Origin of the sequence: Frateuria flava (assembly GCF_017837635.1) — a bacterium.
Classification (GTDB): Bacteria; Pseudomonadota; Gammaproteobacteria; order Xanthomonadales; family Rhodanobacteraceae; genus Frateuria_A; species Frateuria_A flava.
Genome location: NZ_JAGJRS010000031.1, coordinates 80,753 through 101,244 on the forward strand (window position 1 = coordinate 80,753; position 20,492 = coordinate 101,244).

The 20,492-nt window shown below is 69.5% G+C and carries 14 protein-coding genes and 1 riboswitch; of the genes, 3 read left to right on the forward strand and 11 right to left on the reverse strand.

Annotation, left to right across the window (positions count from 1 at the left end; all coding sequences use genetic code 11):
* Positions 1-382 precede the first annotated feature (382 nt).
* From J7I44_RS14410 to J7I44_RS14445, 8 genes are all read right to left on the reverse strand, one after another.
* On the reverse strand, positions 383-1,381 hold the full coding sequence (locus J7I44_RS14410; protein ID WP_209622333.1) for a diguanylate cyclase: 999 nt from the start codon (positions 1,379-1,381) through the stop codon (positions 383-385).
* On the reverse strand, positions 1,378-1,950 hold the full coding sequence (locus tag J7I44_RS14415; protein WP_209622336.1) for a chemotaxis protein CheB: 573 nt from the start codon (positions 1,948-1,950) through the stop codon (positions 1,378-1,380). The genes J7I44_RS14410 and J7I44_RS14415 overlap by 4 nt, the downstream gene beginning before the upstream one ends.
* Positions 1,937-2,791: a CheR family methyltransferase gene (locus J7I44_RS14420; RefSeq protein ID WP_209622339.1), complete on the reverse strand. Its 855-nt coding sequence runs from the start codon at positions 2,789-2,791 to the stop codon at positions 1,937-1,939. The genes J7I44_RS14415 and J7I44_RS14420 overlap by 14 nt, the downstream gene beginning before the upstream one ends.
* 10 nt (positions 2,792-2,801) lie before the next feature.
* Entirely contained in the window at positions 2,802-6,365 is a 3,564-nt protein-coding gene (locus J7I44_RS14425) for a response regulator (protein ID WP_245188214.1), read from the reverse strand.
* Between the two features lie 158 nt (positions 6,366-6,523).
* Positions 6,524-7,459, reverse strand: coding sequence for a CPBP family intramembrane glutamic endopeptidase (locus J7I44_RS14430; protein WP_209622344.1), 936 nt, complete (start codon positions 7,457-7,459; stop codon positions 6,524-6,526).
* Between the two features lie 114 nt (positions 7,460-7,573).
* Positions 7,574-9,175 (reverse strand): peptide chain release factor 3, encoded by a 1,602-nt coding sequence (locus J7I44_RS14435; RefSeq protein WP_209622346.1) that lies wholly within the window; start codon positions 9,173-9,175, stop codon positions 7,574-7,576.
* A 176-nt stretch (positions 9,176-9,351) separates the two neighbouring features.
* Positions 9,352-10,017, reverse strand: coding sequence for a M24 family metallopeptidase (locus J7I44_RS14440; protein ID WP_209622348.1), 666 nt, complete (start codon positions 10,015-10,017; stop codon positions 9,352-9,354).
* Entirely contained in the window at positions 10,014-10,733 is a 720-nt protein-coding gene (locus J7I44_RS14445; protein WP_209622350.1) for a 2OG-Fe dioxygenase family protein, read from the reverse strand. Before J7I44_RS14445 ends, J7I44_RS14440 begins: the two co-directional genes overlap by 4 nt.
* Before the next feature lie 360 nt (positions 10,734-11,093).
* A riboswitch (SAM riboswitch) is annotated at positions 11,094-11,208 on the forward strand.
* A gap of 81 nt (positions 11,209-11,289) precedes the next feature.
* Here J7I44_RS14445 and metX point away from each other — a divergent pair.
* Genes metX through J7I44_RS14460 form a run of 3 tightly spaced genes read left to right on the forward strand, consistent with a single transcriptional unit; the run spans position 11,290 to position 14,585 of the window.
* Positions 11,290-12,303 carry a homoserine O-succinyltransferase MetX gene (metX, locus tag J7I44_RS14450; RefSeq protein ID WP_209622352.1) on the forward strand — a complete coding sequence of 338 codons (1,014 nt, stop codon included), beginning with the start codon at positions 11,290-11,292 and terminating at the stop codon, positions 12,301-12,303.
* Between the two features lie 21 nt (positions 12,304-12,324).
* Positions 12,325-13,512 carry a cystathionine gamma-synthase gene (gene metB, locus J7I44_RS14455; RefSeq protein WP_209622354.1) on the forward strand — a complete coding sequence of 396 codons (1,188 nt, stop codon included), beginning with the start codon at positions 12,325-12,327 and terminating at the stop codon, positions 13,510-13,512.
* Positions 13,509-14,585, forward strand: coding sequence for a homoserine dehydrogenase family protein (locus J7I44_RS14460; RefSeq protein WP_209622356.1), 1,077 nt, complete (start codon positions 13,509-13,511; stop codon positions 14,583-14,585). The genes metB and J7I44_RS14460 overlap by 4 nt, the downstream gene beginning before the upstream one ends.
* A 118-nt stretch (positions 14,586-14,703) precedes the next feature.
* Here J7I44_RS14460 and J7I44_RS14465 read toward each other — a convergent pair whose 3' ends face one another.
* From J7I44_RS14465 to J7I44_RS14475, 3 genes are all read right to left on the reverse strand, one after another.
* A complete protein-coding gene (locus J7I44_RS14465) occupies positions 14,704-14,949 on the reverse strand; it encodes a DUF6582 domain-containing protein (protein WP_209622358.1) in 246 nt (81 codons plus the stop codon).
* Between the two features lie 288 nt (positions 14,950-15,237).
* Positions 15,238-16,902 carry an APC family permease gene (locus tag J7I44_RS14470; protein WP_209622360.1) on the reverse strand — a complete coding sequence of 555 codons (1,665 nt, stop codon included), beginning with the start codon at positions 16,900-16,902 and terminating at the stop codon, positions 15,238-15,240.
* A gap of 1,160 nt (positions 16,903-18,062) precedes the next feature.
* On the reverse strand, positions 18,063-20,492 hold the full coding sequence (locus J7I44_RS14475) for a GH92 family glycosyl hydrolase (protein ID WP_209622363.1): 2,430 nt from the start codon (positions 20,490-20,492) through the stop codon (positions 18,063-18,065).

Below are 20,492 nucleotides of genomic sequence, written 5' to 3' on the forward strand. Positions count from 1 at the left end.
CGCGGTCGCGCACAGGGTGCGCTCCTACAGGGATACGTGCGGACTGGGAATCACAGGCTCCCATCAACCAGGGCGCGCTGCGTCAGTCCGCCACGACGCAGCGGTTCTTGCTGCCATCCCTGGCGCGGTACAACGGCCTGGATCCGCGCCTCGTCACTGGCCACCCGTGCGCTCCACGGCGCGACGCCGATGCTGGCGCTGGCATGGGCAATGACGCGGCCTCATGGCGACACCCCGAAGGTTGCGGTATCCAAGGCTCCCTGTAGGAGCGCACCCTGTGCGCGACCGCGATGTCCGAGGCTACCCCGGAGGCTGTGGTCGCGCCCAAGTGCGCTCGTACAAGGGTTCGTGCGGGCTGGGGCTCACACCACCGACGCGTGCGTCAGTCCGCCACCACGCAGCGGTTCTTGCCGCCGTCCTTGGCCCGGTATAGGGCCCGGTCGGCGGCCTGGATCATCGCCTCGTCGCTGGCCACCTGTGCGCTCCACGGCGCGACGCCGATGCTGGCGCTGACATGCGCCACGACAGGGCCCTGCGGCGACACCAGCGGATAGGGCTCGGCCAGGCTGGCGCCCAGTTCCTCGCAGCGGCGCAGCAGCACCGGCAACGCCTGCATCTCGCCCACGATCAGCGCGAACTCGTCCCCGCCCAGCCGCGCGACCGTGTCGCCGACGCGCAGGTTGAGCTTCAGCCGCGCGGCGATCGCCTGCAGCAGCGCGTCGCCGGCCGGATGGCCGTGGCGGTCGTTGATGCCCTTGAAGCCGTCGATGTCCAGCAGCACCAGCGCGAAGCCCGGCCCACCCTCGATCGCATGACGCAGCGCGGCGCCCAGCCGGTCATGGAACAGCACGCGGTTGGGCAGGCCGGTCAGCATGTCGTGGGTCGCCTGGTGGCGCACCTGCGCCTCGACGCGCTCGCGCTCGGCGATCTCCTGCTGCAGCTGGTGGTTGCGTTCGGACAGCTCCTCCAGCGTCAGTTCCAGCTTCGCGCGCGCGGCGTAGAGCTCCAGGAACACGCGCACCTTCGACTGCAGGATCACGTCGTTGATTGGCTTGGCGATGTAGTCCACCGCGCCGGAGCGGTAGCCCTTGAGCCGGTTCAGGTCGTCCGCGTAGGCGGCGGTGACGAAGATGATCGGCGTCTCGTGCAGCTGATCGGCCTCGGTCAGCAGCGAGGCCACCTCGAAGCCATCCATGTCCGGCATGTTGACGTCCAGCAGGATCAGCGCGAACTCGTGGTCCAGGCACAGCGCGAGCGCCTCGTTGCCGCTGCCGGCTTCGTACAGGTCCGCGCCGGCGTGGCCCAGCAGGCGGCGCATCGCCACCAGGTTGGCGGGGGTGTCGTCGACCACCAGGATCTTCGGTCGCGTCGTGTCGGTCATGCGCAGTGGGCCAGTTCGTTGAGCAGCGGCGCGATGCGCGCCAGGGGCAGGCAGTGGTCGGCGCCGGCCTGGTCGAGCGCGGCCTGCGGCATCGTCGGTGCGAGCGCGTCGGCCGGGTCCTGCACGATCGCCAGGCCGCCGGCCTGGCGGATGCGCGCCAGGCCCTGTGCGCCGTCGGGGCTGGCGCCGGTCAGCATGACGCCGGCCAGACCCGCGCCATAGGCATCCGCGGCGCTTTCGAACAGTACGTCGATCGACGGGCGCGAATAGTGCACCGGTTCATCCACCGAATAGGCGAAGCAACGGTCGCGCTCGATCAGCAGATGATAGCCGGGCGGGGCCAGGTGGATGATCCCGGCCTCCACCGGCCAGCGCTCGCGTGCTTCGCGCACCGGCAGCCGCGCGTGCCGCGCCAGCAGTGGCACGAGCAGGCCGGTACCCGGTTCGGCGCTGTGGCTGCACACGATCACCGGCAGCGGAAGCGGCGGCGTCAACGCGCGCAGCAGTGGCTTGAGCGCGCCCAGGCCGCCCGCCGAACAACCGATCACGACCGCCTCAAGCCTTGCCATCGGGCGCGGTAAACACGTTGCGGCGGTAGATGCGCAAGTTCGCGTCGAGCGCGGTGAAGTCCGCCCCACTGGGCGCGAATTCCAGGCTCTCGCGCAACCCGAGGCACAGGAAGCCGCCACGCACCAGGCTGTCGCGGAACAACCCCAGCACCCGGTCCTGCAGCGGGTTGGCGAAGTAGATCAGCACGTTGCGGCAGAGCACCAGCTGCGCCTCGCAGAACACCTTGTCGGTAACCAGGTTGTGGTTGGCGAAGCTGACGTTGCGGCGCAGGCGCTGGTCCAGCTTGATGAACTCGTAGCGCGCGCTGTAGTAGTCGGCCAGCGAGTGGCGCCCGCCGGCCTCCAGGTAGTTGCGCGACCACGCCTGCGCGGCGCGGGCGGGGTAGATGCCCTCCTGCGCGCGCCTGAGCGCGGCCGGGTTGAAGTCGGTGGCGTAGATCTGGCAGCGCTCGTAGAGCCCTTCCTCCTCCAGCAGGATGGCGAGCGAGTACACCTCCTGTCCGCTGGCGCAGCCGGCCTGCCAGATGTTGATGCGCGGCCACGAAGCGAGCAGCGGCAGCACCTGCTCGCGCAGCGCGCGGAACACCGGCGGATCGCGGAACATGTCCGACACCGGCACGGAGAGCCCTTCGATGACGGTGAACACGAACTCCGGCTCGTGCAGCAGGCGACCGGTCAGCGCGCTGATCGTGCCGGTGCCGTGCGTCTGCACCAGCTGGCGCACGCGCCGGCGCAGCGACGCGGGCGCGTAATGGCCGAAGTCGTAGCCGTGGCGCTGGCGCAGGGCGCGCACGAACAACTCCAGTTCGATGTCCTCCAGCGCGGGATCGATCCGGTCCATCGCGCGGCGCTCAGTGCGGCAGCCACACGCGCAGCAGCGAGGCGAGCTTGTCGATGTCCACCGGCTTGGAGAGGTAATCGCTGGCGCCGGCCTCCAGGCACTTCTCGCGATCGCCACGCATCGCCTTGGCGGTCAGCGCGATGATCGGCAGCTGCGCGAATGCCGGCTGCGCCCGGATCCCGCGCATCGCCTCGTAGCCGTCCATGCCCGGCATCATGATGTCCATCAGCACCAGCTCGGTGGACGGGTTGTCCTCCAGCGCCTTGAGCGCCTTGTAGCCATCCTGCGCCATGGTCACGGCTAGCCCCCAGCCGCGCATCACCTTCGACAGCGCGAACAGGTTGCGCATGTCGTCATCCACCAGCAGCACGCGTCGGCCGTTCAGTTCCTCGCCAGGCGGCGACTGCTCGGCAGTCCGGTGCGGTGCGTGCTGGATCGAATGCAGGAACAGGCTGACCTCGTCCAGCAGCCGCTCGGGCGAGCGGGCGCCCTTGACCACGATGGCGTCGGTGTACTGGCGCAGCTTGAGGTTTTCCTCGCGGCTCAGATCGCGGCCCGAATAGATCACCACCGGCGGCACGCCGGCAGGCGTGGCCGAGAGATGTTCGAGCAACTCCATGCCGGACATGCCGGGCAGGCCCAGATCCAGCACGATGCAGTCGTACTTTGCCTCGGCCGTCATGCGCAGCGCAGCCTCGGCCGAATCGGCCTCGTCGATCTCCACGCCGTCGCGGCGCAACATCGTGCGCACGGCCGTGCGCGAGGCGGCATCGTCGTCGACCACCAGCAGGCGGCGCGTGTTGCCCTCGGCGAAGTGCAGCAGGCGCTCGAACGCCGCGTTGATCGCCTCGCGGCTGACCGGCTTGGTGAGGAAGCCCACGGCGCCCAGGTCGCGTCCGCGACCGGCCTCGTCGGTCGCGGAAATGAAATGCACGGGAATGTGACGGGTGGCTTCGTCAGCCTTGAGGCGTTCCATCACGGTCCAGCCATCCATGCCGGGCAGCATCACGTCCAGCAGGACGCCGGTAGGGCGGTACTGGCGAGCGAGTGCCAGGCCGCCCTCGCCGTCGGCGGCGGCCAGCACGCGGTGGCCATTGCGCCGGATCATGTCGGCCAGGATGCGGGCGAAGGCCGGGTCGTCCTCGACCAGCATGATCACCGTGTCGCCGGGCGCCAGCCGCGCGCGGTCGTCCTCGATCGCTTCGGGCAGCAACGCGCCGGTCTGCGCGCGCGGCGGCGGTGCGGGGGCGTGCGTGGGTAGTGTCGCGGCGGGCGGGGCGGCGACCGTCGGCGCGTTCTCCGGCAGCAGCACGGTGAACGTGCTGCCCTCGCCCGGCGTGCTGCGCAGCACGATGTCGCCGCCCAGCAGTGCCGCGATGCGCTTGCAGATCGCCAGGCCCAGGCCGGTGCCGCCGTACTGGCGGCTGGTGCCGGCGTCGACCTGTTCGAACGCCTGGAAGATGCGATCGAACTTCTCCGGAACGATACCGATGCCGCTATCGCTGACCTCGAAGGCCAGCAGCGGCTGGCCGAGCAGCGCCGCCGGGATGCGCGTGTCCTGCGCCGGACGGCCGATGCGCACCCGCACGCCGCCACTGGCGGTGAACTTGAACGCGTTGCCGAGCAGGTTGTTGGCGACCTGTTCCAGCCGCGCGCTGTCGGTGCGCAGCGCCGGCGGCATCCCTTCGTCCACCTGCACGTCGAAGGCCAGGCCCTTTTCCTGCGCGACGTGGGCGAAGCTGCGCTTGAGCGCGCGCGCGAACACCGCCAGCGGCAGCTCGTCGATGACCAGCTCCATCTTGCCGGCCTCGATCTTGGACAGGTCCAGGATGTCGTTGATCAGCCGCAGCAGGTTGGAGCCGGCGTCGTGGATGATCCGTGCCGATTCGACCTGTTCCTCGTCCAGGTTGCCGCCATCGTTGTCGGCCAGGCTGCGCGAGAGGATCAGCAGGCTGTTGAGCGGCGTGCGCAGCTCGTGCGACATGTTGGCCAGGAAGTCGGACTTGTACTGGCTGGCGCGCTCCAGCTCCAGCGCCTTCTGCGCCGTCTCGCGCTGCAGCGCTTCGAGCGCCTGCTTCTGCTGCTTGAGTATGTCGCCTTTTTCCCGCAGCTCCTCGTTGGACGCCTGCAGCTCCTCGGCCTGCACGCGAAGTTCTTCTTCCGAAACGGTCAATCGCTGGGACTGCTCTTCCAGCTCACGCGTCTTGGTTTGCAGCGCGGCGTTGGCGTCGCGCAGCCCCTGCTGCTGCTGGCGCAGCACCTCCTCGGAACGGCGCAGGTGATCGGCCTGCTCGCGGGTCTGTTCGAGCAGGTCCTGCGTGGCGATGGCGCGGGTCAGGTTCTCCTGGGTCAGCGCGACGATCGGCAACAGTTCGTCCAGAAATTGCCGGCACAACGGCGAGACCGGAGTGAAGCTCGCCAGCTCCAGCACACCGACCAGGCGTCCGCGGAACAGCACCGGCAGGATCAGCACGTGGGCGGGCGATGCCTCGCCGGCGCCGGAGTGGATGCGCAGGTAGCGTTCGGGCACCTGGTCCAGTGCGATCGGCTTGCGCTCGATCACGCACTGCCCGACCAGGCCTTCGCCCGGCACGTAAGCCTCGACCGGATTCCACGAATGACGAAGGCCGTAGCTGCCCAGCAGGTCGAGCCGTTCGCTGGCCGTGTCATAGCCGTAGTAAAGCGCCACGCCGGCCTTGACCAGCGGCGCTGCCTCGCTGGTCAACACCGCGCCGAATTCCTGGTGGGTGGACACTTCCTGCAGGCGCTGCACCAGCCGCGAGACCTCGGTCTTGAGCCAGTTCTGCTCGCTGGAACGGATCGCCATCTGCTTGAACACTTCCAGCGCCCGCGCGATCTGCCCGATCTCGTCGCGGCGACCCTGGCGGGTGACGACGATGGAGTGATCGTGTGCCGCAAGGCGCGACATCAGCGTGGTCATCTGCAGCAGCGGCCGGGTGACGATGCGACGCGTCAGCTGCACCACGTAGACGCCGTAGAGCAGCGAAAGCACGGCGGCCAGCGCGTTGAAGATCCGCATCAGCCGCAGCGTGTGCTCCAGCTGAGCGTTGCGCTCGGCCAGCAGCGCCTCTTCGGTGTCGCCCATCTGGTTCAGTACGGCCGTGATGTCCGGCACGGTCACCGTGCGCCTGGCCGTCAGCGCCTGTTGCAGGCGTTCGCGCGCGGCGGCGTCGCTGTTGCCCTGGCTGATCGGGGTGACGACGTAGCTGACGACCTCGCGCTGCCAGCGCGTGGCCATCGTATCGACGCGGTCCAGGCGCGCCTGCTGCACCGGGTTGTCGTCGGTGAGTGTACGCAGGGTTTTCAGCCCGGCCGCCAGCGAACGGGTACCTTGCTCGAAGCTGGCCAGTTCCTGGTTGCTCTGCCGCAGCATGTAGCCGCGTGCGCCCAGCTGCGCGGTCAGGATCGCCTGTTTAGCCGCGCCGATCTGCAGCAACACGCGGTTGGTGTGTTCGGTCCAGTGGCGATTGCGCGTCTGTTCCTGCAGCGAGTACAGCGTGGCCAGGTTGGCGAGCAGGAACACCACCAGCAGCGGCCCGATCACAAACAGCATCTTGCGCTGGGTCGGCAGATGGGCCAGCCGGGAGTATCGGGAGGGATCGCGTCGGGAATCGTCGGGTGTCGCTGCCGGCATGCGGGTGTCGCCGTGGTTGCGGTGGCCGTGGGGTATCGCCGCCACGGCTCGCAGTGCCCGCCGACGACGGGACCAGATTAGCTGCCCGCGGTGGGCAAGGGTAGGGAAGCGGCCACCGGTTCGACGCCCTGGCGACGCCAGCGCGGCGGCACGATCAGTCCGCGCCGCAGGGCCACCGTCAGCAGCATGGCCGACACCAGCGAACACAGCACCAGGGCGATCACCGACGCCTCGGCACCGAACACGCCGCCGCTGAGCCAGTCCGGACCGCTACGGGTGGAGACCAGCCAGCCGTCCGCCTTGGTACCGGACACGGGAATGCCGTAGACCGTGCCCTGCATGAAGTTCCAGGCGGCGTGCAGGCCCATGCAGATCCACAGCGAGCGTGTGACCAGATAGAGCAGGCCGAACAGGATGCCGGCCTCGATGGCGATCGCCAGCCCCGCCCACAGGGTCGCGCCCGGGTTGTTCAAGTGCACCGCCCCGAAGAACAGCGCCGAAACCAGCAAGGCAGCCCAGGTGCCCAGTCCCTCCTCGACGAGGCGGTAGAGCACGCCGCGGAACATGATCTCCTCGCCGATCCCGGCGCCCAGCCCCACCGTCAACGCGGCGAGCAACCAGTGCGCTTCGGGGTTGATGCCGACGATGTCATAACTGCCGAGCAGCCAAAGGGCGCCGACGACGGCGCTGAACAGCAGCACGCCCGCCGCCAGGCCGAGTCCACCCTCTGGTGCGAGGCGGCGTAGCGCCAGCTCGCGCAGCGGCCGGCGCTCGACCAGCTTGACCATGGCCAGGTAAGCGAGCAGCGGACCCAGGGCGCGGAAGCCGAACTCGCGCAGGCCCTTGGCGACCGGACTATCGGCCGGGCCATGCGGCAACAACCCGAACAGCATGCTGGCGGCCACCATCAGCGCGATGAAGAACACCAGCCGGGCCACCGGCGAGAACACCAGCCAGCGCTGCCAGCGCGGGGCCTGGGCGGGTGTGACGAAAGCGAGGCGGTAGCCGTACATGGAATTCCCCCTGTGTGGACGGCGCACGCTAGCAGCGACCGCGACGCCGTCCCAGTGGAGGAGGTCACGCCCCGCAAACGCAGGAGCCCGCACGCGGGGCTCCTGCAGGCCGGTCTAGACCTCGACCGAGGCCGCGTGCTCGCGTGTCGCCGAGAAGCGCACTTTCGGCCAGCGCTCCTGCGCCAATTGCAGGTTGACCCGCGAAGGCGCCAGGTAGACCAGCTCGCCAGCCGCGTCGATCCCCAGGTTCATCGCGTTCTTCTCGCGGAACTCCTCCAGCATCTTCGGATCGTCGCAATGCACCCAGCGCGCGGTGGCCACGCCGACCGTGTCGAACGAGGCATCCACGCCGTACTCGTCCTTCAGGCGGTAGGCCACCACGTCGAACTGCAGCACGCCGACCGCGCCCAGGACCAGGTCGTTGCTCATCAGCGGCCGGAAGAACTGCGTGGCGCCTTCCTCCGACAACTGCGCCAGGCCCTTCTGCAGGGCCTTCATCTTGAGCGGATCGCGCAGGCGCGCGCGTCGGAACAGTTCCGGCGCGAAGTTGGGGATGCCGGTGAACGACACCGGCTCGCCCTCGCTGAACGTATCGCCAATGGAAATGGTGCCGTGGTTGTGCAGGCCGATCACGTCGCCGGGGTAGGCACTCTCGACGATTTCGCGGTCGCTGGCCATGAAGGTCAGCGCATTGGCGATGCGCACGTCCTTGCCGGTGCGCGTCTGCACCATCTTCATACCGGCGGTGTAGGTGCCCGAGCACACGCGCATGAAGGCCACGCGGTCGCGGTGCGCCGGGTCCATGTTGGCCTGGATCTTGAACACGAAGCCGGTGAGTTTCTCCTCCTCCGGCATCACCTCGCGGCCCAGCGTGCCGCGCGGGCGCGGACTGGGCGCGTGCTCGACGAAGAAGTCCAGCAGCAGCTGCACGCCGAAGTTGTTCACCGCCGAGCCGAAGAACACCGGGGTCAGTTTGCCGGCGAGGTAATCCTCCAGCACGAACGGGTTGGAGGCGCCCTGCACCAGCTCCAGCTCGTCCCGCAGTTCGGCCAGCATCTGGGCGCCGACCACTTCTTCCAGCCCGGGTGCATCCAGGCCCTTGAAGATGGTCGAGTCCTGGCGGGTGAAGTTCTTGCCCGGCTCGTAGACGTGCACCTCGTCCAGCAACAGGTGGTAGACGCCCTTCAGGCGCTTGCCCATGCCGATCGGCCAGGTCACCGGCGTGCAGGCGATGCCCAGCACCGACTCGACCTCGTCCAGCAGTTCGATCGGCGAGCGGCCCTCGCGGTCGAGCTTGTTGATGAAGGTCATGATCGGCGTGTCGCGCAGGCGGCAGACCTCCATCAGCTTGATCGTGCGCTCCTCCACGCCCTTGGCGCAGTCGATCACCATCAGCGCCGAGTCCACCGCGGTGAGCACGCGGTAGGTGTCCTCGGAGAAGTCCGCGTGGCCTGGCGTGTCGAGCAGGTTGACGATCTTGCCCTCGTAGGGGAACTGCATCACCGAGGAGGTCACCGAGATGCCGCGCTCCTTTTCCAGCGCCATCCAGTCGGAGGTGGCGTGGCGCGCGGCCTTGCGGCCCTTGACCGAGCCGGCCATCTGGATCGCGCCGCCGAACAGCAGCAGCTTCTCGGTCAACGTGGTCTTGCCCGCGTCAGGATGGCTGACGATGGCAAAGGTACGGCGGCGACGGGTTTCGGACAGATGCGTGGACATGCGGCGGGCAGGCTTTGTATGCGAACCGCCGATTGTACCGCGCCCAGGCGCCCTCTCCCCTGCGGGGAGTGGGTTGGGGTGAGGGCCGGGTCTTGCATGAGCTGTTACCGTGCGAGGGACAAAGGCTGCCTCCCCGGCGAGCCATCGCTCATCCGCCCCTTCCCCGGGGCGAGGGATCAATCCGCTCCGGGCGCGACCAGCAGATCCTCGAAGAACGCTCCGTACGGCTTGGTCGGATGGGCGATCTGGATCTCGAGCACCCACAGCCCGGGCGAGGGTGCGCCCTCCAGCGTGCCGAGGTCGCCGCCCTTGTGCACCGAGTGCGGGTAGTCGCCCAGCCGGTGGCCCTTGATCGCGTGGTTGAAGCGCCAGCCCATCGCCTGCGCCCGCTCCGATGCGACGTCATAGAGCGCCCGGCCGCTCAACCCGTCGTTGCGCCAGGCGCAGGCGACCTCGTCGAACAGGCTGCGGGCGGCACTCGCGCACGCCGTCAGTGCCGGCGCATCGCCAACGGCGAAGGTGTCCCCGACGTCGCCTTCGTGGCCGTCGAACACCAGGCCCAGGTCGATGAAGTAGATGTCGTTCTCGCCCAGTCGCACGTCCGGGTGGGAGCGCTGCCGGTAGGTCTTGGTCGTGTTGGCGCCGATGCGGATGATCGGCGGATGCCACAGGCGTTGCACGCTGTGCGCCGTGAAAATGTCCGCCGCCATCGCCTTGGCCTCGGCCTCGTCGATACCCGGCTGCATGCGCTGGCGGATGTCCTGCAGGACCGCCCAGCTGCGCTCGCGGGCGCGCTGCATCAGCATCGCGTCGTAGCGCCGACCGACGGCTTCGCGGTTCATGCGCGGCTCCGCGCGGCATCGCGGAAGGTCACCACCAGCACGTCACGGTGCGCCGGCTGGGTGGGATCGAGAGGGGTGACCGCGGTAACCCCGTGGAACACGCGTGCGTCGTCCACCAGCGCCGCGTCGAACGGTCGGGTGAGGGTGAAGCTGCCGAGCAGCCGGCCGTCGGCGGCGTGGATGGTGGTGGTGCCGCTTTCGATGTTGCTGCGGTCGATGAGCAGCACGAGCACGAAGTCCACGCCGTCGCGGTGCACGCCTTCGGGCGTGGGCTCGCCCGCTTCGTCGGCGCGTGCCTCGATGCGGAACTGGTGGACCTCCACGCGCCAGCGCGCCACGTCCGGGGCGAGCGCGCCGAAGCAGTCATGGCAGAACCCGATGATGCGACGGAGGCTCGGCCCGTCGGCGGTGACGGGCTCGAACCAGCGCTCGATGTCGCCCTGCAGGGTGTTGTAGGTCTTGCTCTGGTAGTGCGGCTGATGCGCCTCGCGACAGACACCCCCCGCATCGGCCGAGAAAGTCGCGTGGCGGCGACGGCGGTGGCGGCCGGTGGAGGCCAGGTAGGCGTCCGGGGCCAGCTCGTTCCAGCTGGCGGTGAACGCGGCCCAGTCGGGCAGGGCGTGCGCGTCGAGCAGCACCTGCATCGGGCCGGCGGCAACGAAGGCGAAGCCGTCCTGGCGGAGCTGGTCGTGCAGCGCGGGGAGTGCGGCGGTCATGGCTGGGATGGCGGGGAGGGGGCATCAGGATACGCCCGATCTGAACGCCCGTTCCCTCAGCCATCATCATGCCGCGATCCGGAGCCCTCTCGCCTCGGCCATCAGCACGCCGCGATCCGAAGCCCTCTCCCCGCCGGGGAGAGGGTTGGGTGAGGGGTCGGGGCTCGCGGGGAGGCTTGCCCGTGCGGCGTGCATGGTTTCGTTTGTCGCTCTGTAGCTGGGCTACCGCAAGAGTGGCCCCTCACCCCAGCCCTCTCCCCGGAGGGGAGAGGGAGCAGGTCGTGGCGACAATCTGCATAAGGCCATCCAGACGTCTAAACGTCTATTGACACGGGTTACTGTCAGGTCCCAGAATCATCCCACTCATCGAGACCGGCGGAGGGATAGGCCCTTTGATGCCGGGGCAACCTGCGGGAAGCGTTCCCGCGACGGTGCCAATTCCTGCGGGGCGCTGGTCGCCACCGAGAGATGGGCGTGATTCGTCGCCGACGTCATATCGCCGGCGAGGGGTGGCGGCCTTTTCCGGTTCCCGCGGGCGATGCCCACGGAGAACCGCATGACCGCCCAGCCGCTGCCCCTGCCCGCCTCGCCCGCCGCCGTTCCGCCGCGCGTGGATGCCCGCATGGGTGGCCTCACCGCGCAGCGCAGCACCCGCCGGCTGACGCTTTCCCCGAAGTACGGCCACGGCGCGCGCGACGTCGACGTGCGCTATCTCTGGTGTGGCGCGGCCGATGCACCGACCGTCATCGTGCAGGGCGGCATTTCCGCCAGCCGGGACGTCACCGCTTTCGACGGCGCGTCCGGCTGGTGGCAGGCGCTGGTCGGCGCCGGCGCTGCCATCGACCTCGACCATTACCGCGTGCTGTCGATCGACTGGCTGGCGCCCGCCGAGCTGGGAATCGAGGCGGTTTCCAGCGAAGACCAGGCCGACGCGCTGGCCGCCCTGCTGGAGTCGCTCGGGATCCATCGCGCGCATGCCTTCGTCGGTGCCTCCTACGGCGCGATGGTGACGCTGGCCTTTGCCGCGCGCCATCCGCGTGCGCTGGACCGGCTGGTCGTGCTGGCCGGCGCGCATCGCCCGCATCCGCTGGCCTCCGCCCAGCGCAGCGTGCAACGCGGCATCGTGCGGCTCGGGCTGGCCAGCGGCCGGGCTGACGAAGCCCTCGGCCTGGCGCGCCAGCTTGCGGTCACCACCTACCGCAGTCGCGAGGAGTTCGGCCGCCGCTTCGCCGGCGCGCCGGAGTTCCGGGACGGCCGCTTCCGCCTGCCGGTGGAGGACTACCTGGAACACCAGGGTCGCCGCTTCGTCGAGCGCTTCGACGCCGAGCGCTTCCTCGCCCTGTCCGAGTCGATCGACCTGCACGACGTCACCCCCGAGCGCATCCCCACTCCCGCCACGCTGGTCGGTTTCGCCTCCGACCTGCTGGTGCCGCTGGCCGACCTGTGTGAGCTGCAGCGGCGCCTGCATGGCCCCGCCACGCTGGAAGTCCTGCAGTCGCCCTACGGGCACGACGGCTGCCTCAAGGAAACCCACCAGCTCGCGCCGCTGCTGCGCGCCGCGCTGGCCTGAACACCCAACGGAGCAACCTCCATGAGCGAATCGGCCCCCTGTACCCGCGCCGTGCGCGCCGGCATCGAGACGGACACGCAGCACGGCGCCATCGTGCCGCCCCTGCACCTGTCGACCAACTACAGTTTCGACGGACTTGGCGGCAAGCGGCCGTACGACTACTCGCGCAGCGGCAACCCCACGCGCGACCTGCTGGGCAACGCGCTGGCCGAGCTGGAGCTGGGCGCGGGCGCCGTGGTCACCGCCAGCGGCATGGCGGCGGTGGCGCTGGCGCTGGAACTGGTCCCGGCCGGCAGCCTGGTGCTGGCGGCGCACGACTGCTACGGCGGCACCTGGCGGCTGCTCGACGCATGGGCGAAGAAGGGCCGCTTCGAACTCGCCTTCGCCGACCTCACCGATCGTGCGGCCTTGGCCGATGGCCTGGCGCGCAAGCCGGCCCTGGTGTGGGTGGAGACGCCCTCCAACCCGCTGCTGCGCATCACCGACATCCGCCACGTGGCGCAGGCCGCGCATGCGGTCGGCGCCCTGCTGGTGGTGGATAACACCTTTCTCTCGCCCGCGCTGCAGCAGCCGCTCGCACTGGGCGCGGACGTGGTGGTGCACTCGACCACCAAGTACATCAACGGCCACAGCGACGTGGTCGGCGGCGCGGTGATCGCGCGCGACGCGGGCGTCGCCGAGAAGCTCAGGTGGTGGGGCAACTGCCTGGGGCTGACCGGCGCGCCGTTCGACAGCTTCCTCACCCTGCGCGGCCTGCGCACGCTGGCCGTGCGCCTGCGCCAGCACCAGGAGAACGCGTTGCGCATCGCCGAGTACCTGGCGCGGCATCCGGCGGTGAGCACGGTGTATTACCCCGGCCTGCCGGGCCATGCCGGCCATGCGCTGGCCGCGCGCCAGCAGCAGGGCTTCGGTGCCATGCTGAGCTTCGAGCTGGCCGGTGACGAGGCCAACGTTGCCGCCTTCGTCGATGGACTGGCTTGCTTCTCGCTGGCCGAGTCGCTGGGGGGCGTGGAAAGCCTGATCGCGCATCCGGCCTCCATGACCCACGCCGCGATGGCGCCGGAGGCGCGTCGCAACGCCGGTATCGCCGACACGCTGTTGCGCGTCTCGGTGGGCATCGAGGACGGCGAGGACCTGCTGCTCGACCTTTCCCGCGCGCTCGACCGGGCCGCGGCCGCCCAACCGTCCAAACGCCGGGTGAGCGCATGAGCGCGGTGCTGGCCGACTGTCCGCAGCCGGCATCGCCGATCGCGGTGGTGTTGCTAGGCACCGGCGTGGTCGGCGGCGCGTTGCTCAAGCTGCTCGACACCCCGGCGGCGGCGTCGCTACGGCTGGTCGGCGCGGCCAATTCCCGACGCCAGCAGACCGACCCGCGGCGGTTGGCGCAACGCAACCTGCGCGAGCAGTTGCGTCACGAGGGCGACCCTCGCGACGACGCGGCACTGCTCGCCGCGCTGGACGCCAGCGACGCGGCGGCCAGGGTCATCGTCGATGCGACGGCCAGCGCCGCGCTCGCCGCGCGGCATGCCTCCTGGCTGGCGCAGGGTTACCACGTGGTCACCGCGAACAAGGCCCTGGCCGGCGGCGAGCTGGCCGGCTGGCGTGCGCTGCAGGCGGCGCTCGCGACCGGCGCGCGCTATGGCGACGCGGCCACCGTCGGCGCCGGGCTGCCGGTGCTCTCGACGCTGCGTCGCCTGCGTGGTTGTGGCGACAGCCTGCTCACGCTGGAGGGCGTGTTCTCCGGCTCGTTGTCCTACCTGTTCAACCAGTACGACGGCAGTCGACCATTCTCCGCGCTGCTCGCCGAGGCACGTGCGCTCGGCTACACCGAGCCGGATCCGCGCGCGGACCTGTCGGGCGAGGACGTGGCGCGCAAGCTGCTGATCCTTGCCCGCCATGCCGGCTTCCCGTTGAACAGCGACGAGGTGGAGGTGGAGAGCCTGGTGCCCACGGCATTGCGCGCGCTGGACGCCAGCGCCTTCCTGGACCGGCTGTCCGAGCTCGACGCACCGCTGGCCGAGCGCCACGCGCAGGCGGCCGCACGCGGTAACGTGTTGCGCTTCCTGGCCCGCCTCGACCCGCGCGGCCGTGCGCGTGTCGGGCTGGTCGAGGTGCCGCCCACGCACCCGTCCGCGCGGTTGTACGGCACCGACAACCAGTTCGCCCTCACCACCACCCGTTACAACACCCGGCCGCTGGTGATCCAGGGCCCGGGCGCGGGGCCGGACGTCACCGCGCAGGCCTTGCTCGGCGATACCCTCGCCGTGGCGTCCGCAAGGTAGGTCGACGGCATGCCGACCGGTATGCGCCGCCGGCGGCATGTCGCGGGGCGGGCATGCGCCAGCGGTCCGCCGGCGATCTTTCCGGTGCTGGCGGCAGGGGAGCGGGCGCGGCGGCGCGTCAGGATGGCTTGCCCAGCTCCCGCCAGCTCTTCTCGCTTACGTCGACATCGAACTTTTTCGCCGCCGCCTGGATGCGCTTCCACGCCTCGTCGCGCTCGTCGTCAGTGACGCCCTTGACCTGATCGAAGCGTGCAATGGCGTTGCGAACGTGGCTGGCGTCCTCCAGCGGCTCCTTGCGCTGATCGGGAAAGGCGAAACGGCCGCGGGACAGGTCGTCCCGTTCGTCGCTATCGAGCTCTGCCATGGGATGGTTTCCTCCGCTTGGATGGGATCGTGCGTTTTGCGAAGGCCTTGACCGGCGTGTCCGGGACACTGCCTTCACCGCTTTCATGCCGGACGGGTGTCCTTCGCCGCGGGCCAGGGCATTGGCCATCTGTGTGAGGCGTTCTTCCTGCTGCCCAGCGCGTCTTGCTGCCCGGCTGCGAGGATGTTGTCGCGTAACCGGTAAGCCGCGTGTATCGACGGCGTGAGGCCTGCCCGCAAAAAAACGCGCGGCTCGTGGCCGCGCGTCGGGTCGTCATGAAGATCCGGCTCAGTGGCCGGTGATCTTCTCGGCCTCTTCCTCGTCCGGCGGGATCTGCAACGCATCCGGATGCTGCGCCGCCTGCTCGCGCTCGGCCTCGATGGCCGGCGTGCGCCAGCCCGATGCCACGCCCCACACGTAGAACACCAGGCCGATCACCCCGACCACGGCGAGGTCGTAGCCGTAGGGGATGTAGTCCAGCCCGCCGAATTTCGCGCTGCCGATGCGCGACACCGCCGCCAGCGTGATCAGGTACGCGATCAGCCACCACGCACCCTTCAGGTGCCGGCCGAACTCGTGCCAGCCGTGCTTGGCCGTGTAATAGAAGTACACCGGCAGCGCGACCACCATCAGCAGGATGATCTGACCGGTCAGCGGCCACTTGGCCCAGTACAGCAGCTCGGCCGACATGATGAAGGCGATGCCGGCGATCACCGGCAGGCCAGCCAGCTTGAACGGGCGGTGCAGCTCGGGCGCGGTGCGGCGCAGGGTCATCACGCTGACCGGGCCAGTCAGGTAGGAAATGATCGTCGCCACCGAGATCACCGCGGCCAGCGAGTCCCAGCCGCGGAAGAAGAACAGGAACAGGAACGACACCACCAGGTTCAGCCACATCGCCGGGCGCGGCACACCAGAGCGCGGATCGATCCGGCCGAAGATGCGCGGCAGCGTGCCGTTGCGCTCCATGCCGTAGATCATGCGGGCGGTGGTGGCGGTGTAGGTCATGCCGGTGCCGCTGGGGCTGACGAAGGCGTCGGCGTAGAGCAGGATCGCCAGCCAGTTGAGGTTGACCAGCACCGCCAGCTCGGCAAACGGCGAGCTGAAGTTGATGCCCTTCCAGCCAGCCTGCGCCAGCAGGTCCGGCGGTACCGCGCCGAGGTAGGCGATCTGCAGCAGCACGTAGACCACGGTCGCCAGCGCGATCGCGCCGATGATCGCGAACGGGATGCTGCGGCCGGGGTTGCGGGCTTCGCCGGCGAGATTCACCGGGCTCTGGAAGCCGTTGAAGCTGAACACGATGCCGGCGGTGGCCACGGCGGTGAGGATCGCCGCGAAATCGTTCGCATGGCTGCCGCCCGCCGCACCCACGTCGAGGTTCTCGCCGTGGAAGCCGCTGGCGATCAGCGCCACGCCGGTGGCCGCCGGGATGACCAGCTTGACCAGCGTGATCAGGCTGTTCGACTTGGCGAAGAGCTTGACGCTCCAGTAGTTGAGCAGGAAGTACACGATGACCAGCACCGCGGCGATGCCCACGCCCAGCGGACTGAGCTCGCCATGGGCGCCGGGCACGGAGTGGTAGAGATCCTGTGCCCACTGCCACTTCCAGCCGGCCATGTACTGCACCGAGGCCTCGGCCTCGACCGGGATCACCGAGACGATCGCGATCCAGTTGGCCCACGCCGCGATGAAGCCGACCAGCGAGCCGTGCGAGTAGTGGCCGTAGCGCACCATGCCGCCGGACTCGGGGAACATCGCGCCCAGCTCGGCGTAGGTCAGCGCGATCGACAGGATGATCGCCGCGCCGAGCACCCAGGCCCAGATTGCGCCGGGTCCGGCGAGCTTGGCCGCGTTCCACGCGCCGAACAGCCAGCCCGAGCCGATGATCGAGCCCAGGCCGGTGAACATGAGCGCGAAAGGACCGACGTCACGCCGGATGGAAGTCTGGTTCGCCATCGAGGGCCCCTGTGTCTGTCAGGCGCTGAGCGCCAAAGCGTTGATGGTCGCAAAGTGGGCAGGACCTGTCACCTGCAATGGGCGCTACGTGGCCCCTGGACGTCCGGATGTCCGTTGCGGTGAGGTGCAGCGCCGCGCGCCTCTATTCCCTCTCCCCTCGGGAGATTTGCCGGAAGGGCGGGCGAGTGTTCGGGCGAAGGGTGCGACCCGGCCATGCCGAACCCTCTCCCCAACCCCTCTCCTGGCGGGAGAGGGGCTCCAGATCCCCGTTCGGGGGGAGAGGGGCTTGAGATCCCCGTTCGTGCTGAGCGTAGGCGCAGCCGGAGTCGAAGCACTTGCCGCAGCCCACGGCTTGTTGTCCCTCTCCCCTCGGGAGAGGGTGCCCGAAGGGCGGGTAGGGTTCGGGCGAAGCGTACGACCCGGCCATTCCGAACCCTCTCCCCAACCCCTCTCCCGGCGGGAGAGGGACTCCAGATCCCCGTTCGGGGGCAGAGGGGCTTGAGATCTCCGTTCGTGCCGAGCGTAGGCGCAGGCGAAGTCGAAGCACTTGCCGCAGCCCACGGCTTGTTCTCCCTCTCCCCTCGGGAGAGGGTGCCCGAAGGGCGGGTGAGGGTCCGGGCGAAGCGTGCGACCTGGCCATTGCGAACCCTCTCCCCAACCCCTCTCCCGGCGGGAGAGAGGCTCCAGATCCCGTTCGGGGGAGAGGGGCTTGAGATCTCCGTTCGTGCTGAGCGTAGGCGAAGCCGGAGTCGAAGCACTTGCCACAGCCCACGGCTTGTTCTCCCTCCCCCCTCGGGAGAGGGTGCCCGAAGGGCGGGTGAGGGTCCGGGCGAAGCGTGCGACCCGGCCATTGCGAACCCTCTCCCCAACCCCTCTCCCGGCGGGAGAGGGGCTCCAGATCCCCGTTCGGGGGGAAGATCCCCGTTCGTGCTGAGCGTAGGCGAAGCCGGAGTCGAAGCACTTTGCCACAGCCCACGGCTTGTTCTCCCTCTCCCCTCGGGAGAGGGTGCCCGAAGGGCGGGTGAGGGTTCGGGCTAAGCGTGCGACCCGGCCATTGCGACAACCCCTCTCCCGGCGGGAGAGGGGCTTTGGATCCCCGTTCGTGCCGAACTCAGGCGCAGGTGGAGTCGAAGCACCTCGGCCTCACGCCGGAGGCGACCTTACGCCGCCGGTGCGGGCTGCCCGAACGACGGCGGCCGGTCGCCCGGCGCCGCACCAAACCTAAGGTTGGGCGTAGCCCCCATCTCGAACTCCAGCGTCCCGCCGGCCGCCAGCTCGGCGTGGCTGATCCAGCTCTTCGTCCACGGCTTGCCGTTGAAGCGCACCGACTGGATGTAGGGCTTGTCCGGACCGTTCCCGTGCGTGCGCACCACCAGCTTCCTGTCGCCTGCGAGGCTCACCTCGGCCTGATCGAGCAGCGGGCTGCCGAACACGTAGTTCGTGCTGACCGGATCGACCGCGTACAGCCCCAACGCCCCCAGCACGTACCAGGCACTGGTCTGCCCGCAGTCTTCGTTGCCGGCCAGTCCGTCCGGCTCGGGCCGGTACATCTTCTCCAGCAGCATGCGCACGCGCGCCTGCGTCTTGTGGTGCGCGCCGGTGTAGGCATAGAGGTAGGCCACGTGGTGGCTGGGCTCGTTGCCGTGCGCGTACTGGCCGACCATGCCGGCGATGTCCGGCGGTGCGTCGCCCGGCAGCGCCGAGCTGGTCTCGAACAGCTCGTCCAGCTTGCGCTCGAACGCCTGCTCGCCGCCGAACAGCGGCATGTAGCCGTACAGGTCGTGCTGGTTGAGGAAGGTCGCTTCCCAGGCGTTGGACTCGGTGAAGTCGCGCCACTTGTCCCAGTGGCCCATCGCGCGCGGGTCGAACGGCTCCAGCCACTTTCCGTCGCTGCCGCGCGGGCGGATGAAGGTCAGCTTCTTGTCGAACAGGTTGCGGTAGTTGCGCGAGCGCTCGCGCAGATGCTTCGCGTCCTCGTGCGCGCCGGCGGCCTCGGCCAGGCTCGCCATTGCCCAGTCGTCGTAGGCGTACTCGAGCGTCTTGCTGGCGCCTTCCCATTCCTTGTCGCTGGGGATGAAGCCGAGCTTGCGGTACCAGGTGAGCCCGCGATAGTCGTCCTCCATCGCGCGCTTGCGATAGAGCGGCCAGGCCTTGGCGTAGTCGATGCCGGTGAAGCCCTTGGCCTGCGCCTCGGCGATCACCACGGCGGAGTGGTAGCCGATCATGCAGCCGGTTTCCACGCCCTGCAGCGGCCACACCGGCGGGCCATCCGGGCTCTCCGCCGCCATCCGCACCAGGCCGTCGACCAGGTCCGGCACGCGTTCGGGCTGGAACAGCGTCAGCAGCGGATGCAGCGCGCGATAGGTGTCCCACAGCGAATAGGTGCTGTAGTTGTGCCGGCCCTGCGGCAACGTGTGGACCTTCAGGTCCATGCCGCGGTAGCGGCCGTCGACGTCGCTGAACAGCGTCGGCGCGAGCATGGTGTGGTAGAGCGCGCTGTAGAAAGTGCGCTTGACCGGCTCGGACGGGCTGTCGATGCGGATGCGCGAGAGCTCGCGCTCCCAGGTGTCGGCGGCCTGCTGCCGCACGCCGTCGAAGTCCCAGCCGGGCACTTCGGCTTCCAGGTTGCGCCGGGCGCCGTCGATGTCGACGGCGGAGATACCGACCTTCACCAGCAGCGGCTGGCGGGCGACGTCGCCGAAATGCAGCGCCGCTTTCAGGTGCTTGCCGTGCGCCTCGCGCGAGCCGGCCGGCAGCGCCGCGTCCTCGGCGTACAGCGTGGTACGCGTGACCGGGCGGGAAAGCTTCATGGCGAAATGCATGTAGCGCCCGTTCGCCCACTGGTGCACACGCCGGCTGCCGACCAGCAGGTCGTCGCCGACGAGCTGGAGCGTGGCGTCGCTGACCTTGGCCGGCACCTTGGCGTCGTCGTGGTAGCCGTGCGCCAGATCGACCAGCAGGTGGCCGTCGCCTTCGCCGTGGAACGTGTAACGGTGCAGGCCGGCGCGCAGCGTGGCGGTGAGCTCGGCGAGGATGTCGTGGTCGGTCAGGTGCACGCGGTAGTAGCCGGGCTGCGCCTGCTCGTTGTCGTAGCGCGAGCGGTAGCCGTGGCCAGGCTGGCCGACCGCATCCGGCGGCAGCCGCGTGCTGGCGAACGCGGCCTCGTCGAAGTGCGACTGGTAGTTCCTGTCGGGCAGTCCGCGCTCGCCCGGCTGCAGCAGCACCGGCCCCCGCGCCGGCATCACCAGCACGTCCAGCATGTCGCTGGCGCCGGTGCCGGACAGGTGCGTGTGCGAGAAGCCCATGATCGAGCCGTCGCGCTGGTGGTAGCCCGAGCAGGCGTCCCAGCCGGCGTCGTTGGTGTCGGGGCTGAGCTGCACCATGCCGTAGGGCAGGGCGGCGCCGGGAAAGGTGTGGCCATGGCCGCCGGTGCCGACGAACACGTCGACGAAGCGCGACACGCCTTCGCCGGCGCCCGTGAGGGCCCGGGCGGCACTCCAGCGACTCATCGCGAACCCCGGCAGTGCGCCGGTGCCGCCCAGTGCGGCCACGGCGCCCATGCCTTGCAGGAAGCGTCTGCGCGTCACCAT